Annotated in this window: 4 protein-coding genes; 2 read left to right on the forward strand and 2 right to left on the reverse strand. The window is 68.5% G+C overall.

From position 1 onward, the window contains the following. Nucleotides 1-417 (reverse strand): carbohydrate ABC transporter permease (locus DZA62_RS35140; protein WP_198664544.1); only part of this gene is annotated, 417 nt, incomplete at its 3' end. Further along, on the reverse strand, nucleotides 414-1652 hold the full coding sequence (locus DZA62_RS35145; RefSeq protein ID WP_157988111.1) for an ABC transporter substrate-binding protein: 1239 nt from the start codon (nucleotides 1650-1652) through the stop codon (nucleotides 414-416). The genes DZA62_RS35145 and DZA62_RS35140, both read right to left, overlap by 4 nt. Nucleotides 1653-1717: 65 nt before the next feature. Here DZA62_RS35145 and DZA62_RS35150 point away from each other — a divergent pair, with 65 nt between their 5' ends. Together DZA62_RS35150 and DZA62_RS35155 are read left to right on the forward strand one after the other, a co-directional pair. Then, nucleotides 1718-2728 (forward strand): LacI family DNA-binding transcriptional regulator, encoded by a 1011-nt coding sequence (locus tag DZA62_RS35150; protein WP_116953655.1) that lies wholly within the window; start codon nucleotides 1718-1720, stop codon nucleotides 2726-2728. A gap of 206 nt (nucleotides 2729-2934) precedes the next feature. Then, the gene (locus DZA62_RS35155) at nucleotides 2935-4518 is read left to right on the forward strand and encodes an alpha-L-fucosidase (RefSeq protein WP_116953653.1); all 1584 of its coding nucleotides are present in this window, start codon (nucleotides 2935-2937) and stop codon (nucleotides 4516-4518) included. Nucleotides 4519-4709: the final 191 nt, after the last annotated feature.

Raw genomic sequence — 4709 nt, forward strand, 5'->3', positions numbered from 1 at the left:
CGGGAAGAAGAACAGCGACCGCGCCAGGTTGCGGCCGGCGATGCGCTGGTTGAGCGCGACGGCCAAGGGGATGGCGAGCACGGTGATGAGCACGGTCGTGCCCACCGCGAACAGCAGCGTGAAGCTGAGCCCGGCGAGCATCGACGGATCGGAGAGGATGACCCGGTAGTTGTCCAGCCCGACGAACGCGACGTCGTCGGAGTAACCGGTGAAGTCGGTGAGGCTCCAGTAGAACGTCTGCCCGAGCGGGATCACGAACAGCACGATGAACACCGCGGCCACCGGCACGAGGAACAGCTGGTGGGCGCTCGCCTCGCGCCAGCCGCCCGACCGACCCGGCCGCCGCGTGCGGCCGGCGCTGCCGCCGCGGGCGGGTTCGCCCGCGGCGGTGCGCTTCTGCGGGACGGCGACCGTCACGACGCCGCCAGTTTCCGGTCGAGCGCCTGGGCCACCTCTCGCGGTGTGAGCCGGCCCTGCGCCATCAGCTGGAGCTGGGCCACTGCCTCGACGTTGAGCACGTCCTCGGCCCGCTGCCAGGAGATCTGCGGCAGGTAGACGTTGCCGGCCCGGACGTCCTCGAGGATGGGCGTGAGGGCTTCGTCGAGCACCGGCTCGTAGTCGGTGGTGACCGAGATGGCGCCCAGTCCTTCCTGCCACGGCCGCATGCCGTCGGGCGAGCCGAGGAACTCGAGGAAGGTCTTCGCCGCGTCGAGGTTGTCCGAATCGGAGTTGATGGCATAGCCCACTCCGGCCGCGCCGGCGATGAAGGGCTGGCCGCCGTCGACTGCGGGCACCGGCACCATCTCGACCTCCATGTCCGGCGCGCCTTCGCGGATGGCCGGGAGATCCCAGGGGCCGGCGGGGAACATCGCCACCCTGCCGTTGATGAACTCGTCGCGGACCTGGTCAGGCGACAGGCCCACCGTGTCGCTGCTGACCAGCCCGTCGGCGTACATGCGGTTGTACTGCTCGAGCGATGCGGTCCAGTGGTCCTCGAACGTCGCCGCTCCGGAGAAGATCTCCTCGTCCATCCGGCCGTCCATCGACGCGCTGTACGAGCCGAGGAAGGCCGTCAGGATGGTCGGCATGTTCTGCAGGGACTCCAGGAACGGCGTGATGCCGGCGTCCTGGAGGTCGGCGCACATCTGCAGGAACTCCTCCCAGTCCTGGGGCGGTGTGTCCATGCCGATCTGTGCGAGCAGGTCCTTGTTGTACGTGATGCCGCTGCCCCACGTGCTGACCGACAGTCCGTAGACGGCGCCGTCCGCGCCGTAGGTCTCCTGGTTGAACTCGGGGGTGTTGGCCACGAAGTCCTCGCCGGCCAGGTCCAGCACGTGACCGCCCTCGATGAGGTTGGTCTTGTTCTCCGCCGCGATGATGAAGACGTCGGGTGCCGTGCCCGACAGGACGCGCGTCTGCAGCGCCTGGATGTACTCGGCGACGGGCGGGGCGTAGGACGCCTCGATCGTGATGTCCGGATGGGCCTCCTCGAAGGCCTCGAACACCGGCGTCATGATCTCCTCGTTGTCCCAGGAGAGAAAGGTCAGGGTGGTGCCGCCGCCCTCGGCGCTGTCATCGCCACCACCACAGGCGGCGATGGTGAGCGCGCCGATCGCCAGGACGGCGGGCAGGACTCTCGAGCGTCGCGTCATCGGGATCACTCCTTCGGTTCGGATGTGGGACTGGACATTCAGGGGATGATGGAGCCGTGGTGCGGATGATCGATGTGGCTCGTGAGGCCGGTGTGTCGGCGATGACGGTGTCGAACGTGATCAACGGACGAACTGGTGTCAGCGCCGAGACCCGGCTGCGTGTACTGGCGACCATCGCGGACCTGGGATACCAGGTGAACCACGCGGCCAGGCATCTGCGCGCCGGGCGGACCGGCGCGGTCGGGCTGATCGTTCCGGACCTCGACGGCCCCTACTACGCACAGCTGGCCACCCGGCTGGCCCGCGACCTGCACGAGCGCGGGCTCCACCTGGTGCTGGAACAGACCAACGCCAGCCCGGAGCGCGAGCTCGAGGCCATCTCGTTCGGCCGGCTGCGCATGTACGACGGCCTCATCATGAGCCTGCTGCGCCTCGACGCCGCCGACCTCGACCAGGTGAGCTTCGAGACTCCCGTCGTGTTCATCGGCGAGCGCCCGGTGCCGCCGGCCTTCGACCACATCATGATGGACAACGTCGGCGGTGCTCGCCTGGCCACCCGGCACCTGCTGAAGTCGGGGGCGCGGCGCATCGCCGTCATCGGGGGCCGTCACGACGACGGGACCGAGGACATGCCGTCGCTGCGCACCCGTGGCTACCGGCAGGCCCACGCGGAGCTCGGCGTCGAGATCGACCCGCGCCTCGTCGTCGAGGTCGAGTCGTTCACCACTCCGTCGGGATTCCGGGCGCTCACCTGGTTGCAGGAGTCCGGGGTGCCGTTCGACGCCGTGTTCGCGTTCACAGACGCCGCGGCGATGGGCGTCCTCCGCGCGCTCGCTGACGCCGGGCTCCAGGTGCCGCAGGACGTGCAGGTGATGGGCTTCGACAACGGAACGGAGACGGAGTTCCTGGTCCCGCGCCTGTCCTCGGTCGAGCCGGGTAACGGCGCGATGGCCGAGCGGATTGTCGAACTGCTCGATCGCCGGATGGCGGCCGGCGGCAACGGTGGCGCAGAAGTGCCTCCGCAGGTGACGACCATGGTGAACGCGCGACTCGTGCTGCGTGAGACGACTCGCTGAGCGCCGCCCCGCCCGGATCGTGGTCATGCAGCACCTCCGTAGACCTCATTGCTTTATCGTTAAACGGACCGTGTGACGGTGAACGTACCGGAGTGGGGGCAGATGTCAAGCCCTGCTGCTCACACTTTGATAACGCTCACATTCTGAATCTGGCATACAGCCAGGACGGTAGAGGACTAGCGCAGACGTGAAGGAGCCGACCGACCATGAGCGATGACGGCGGGACCACTCGCGACCACGCGGGAACGGGCGAAGCGGCTCCGGGGCCGTGGCCTCCCCGTGTCGTCCCGCGCCGTGAGGGCGACGATGCCGATCTGGCCCGGGTCACCGCCGTGGTGCGCGACGGGCCGTTCTCCGACGCCTGGGAGTCGCTGACGAGCGGCTACTCAGCCCCGCCGTGGTATCAGGACGCGAAGTTCGGCATCTTCGTCCACTGGGGCGTCTACAGCGTCCCGGCTTTCCGCAACGAGTGGTACGCCCGCACCATGTATCTGGAGGGATCCCCGGAGTACGACCACCACGTCGCGACGCACGGCCCGCAGGCGGAGTTCGGCTACAAGGACTTCATCCCGCGGTTCCACGGTGAGCGGTTCGACGCCCAGGAGTGGGTTCGAGCGTTCCGTCGAGCGGGTGCGCAGTTCGTGGTGCCGGTGGCCGAGCATCATGACGGGTTCGCCATGTACGACACCGCGCGCTCGCGCTGGAAGGCTCCACTGATGGGTCCGCGCCGCGATGTGATCGGCGAGCTGGCTACCGCCACACGTGACGCGGGCATGGTGTTCGGGGTGTCGTCGCACCGGGCGGAGCACTGGTGGTTCATGAACGGCGGCAGCCGCTTCGACTCCGATGTCCGGGACCCGGAGTTCGCCGACTTCTACGGCCCGGCCATGCGTGAGGAGACGGCGCCGAACGAGCAGTTCCTCGAGGACTGGCTGCTGCGGACCGTCGAGGTGATCGACCGGTATCGTCCGCAGGTCCTGTGGTTCGACTGGTGGGTCGAGCAGCCGGCGTTCGAGCCGTACCTGCGGCGGCTAGCCGCCTACTACTACAACCAGGCCGACCGCTGGGGCCGTGGCGTCGTCATCAACCACAAGTGGTCCGCCTTCCGCGCCGGCGCCGCCGTCTACGACATCGAGCGAGGATCGATGGCAGAGATCCGGCCCGACGTATGGCAGAACGACACCGCCGTGTCGAAGGTGGCCTGGTGCTGGGTCGACGGTCACCGGTACAAGTCGGTCGCCGACCTCGTGGCCGAGCTGGCCGACGTCGTCGCCAAGAACGGCGTACTGCTGCTCAACGTCGGGCCGAAGCCGGATGGCACCATCGCCGAGGAGGAACAGCTCCTCCTGGATGGACTCGGCGACTGGTTGAACATCAACGGCGAGGCGATCTACGGGACCAGGCCGTGGGTCATCCCGGGGGAGGGACCGACACAGAATGCGGCCGGCTCCTTCGTCGACGACGGCCGGAAGGCGTATACGGCGGCCGACGTGCGCTTCACCACCCGCACCGATGTGACGGGCCTATACCTGTATGCCATCCTCCTGGGCCGGTCAGCGGACGGCGTCGCGCGCATCCGGTCGCTGGGGAGGGCGTCCGGTCTGCTGCCGCACGGGTTCGACCGGGTCGAGCTGCTCGGCCACCGCGATGCGGACGGGTTGTCCTGGGAGCGCGACGACGACTACCTGGCCATTCGGCTCCCGCCCGAGTCCAGCCACCTCGGGGCGGTGGTGAAGGTTCCGCTGTCCTCACCCAGCCCGCAGCCTCGTGTCGACTTCCTGCATGGCTGACTACCTGACCCAGCGTGCCGGCAACCACATCCGCATCACCGGTGAAGCGCCTTCGGCCCATCGGGCGCCTGCCGACTGTCGAATCGGCTGACGCTGCACCGGTGGAGGGCTCTGCCGGACGAGTCCGTCAGGATGACGGTACTCGGGTGGCGCGGCGGATGAAGGCGTCGAAGGCGCGGTCGGGGAGCACG

Source organism: Jiangella endophytica (assembly GCF_003427025.1).
Classification (GTDB): Bacteria; Actinomycetota; Actinomycetes; order Jiangellales; family Jiangellaceae; genus Jiangella; species Jiangella endophytica.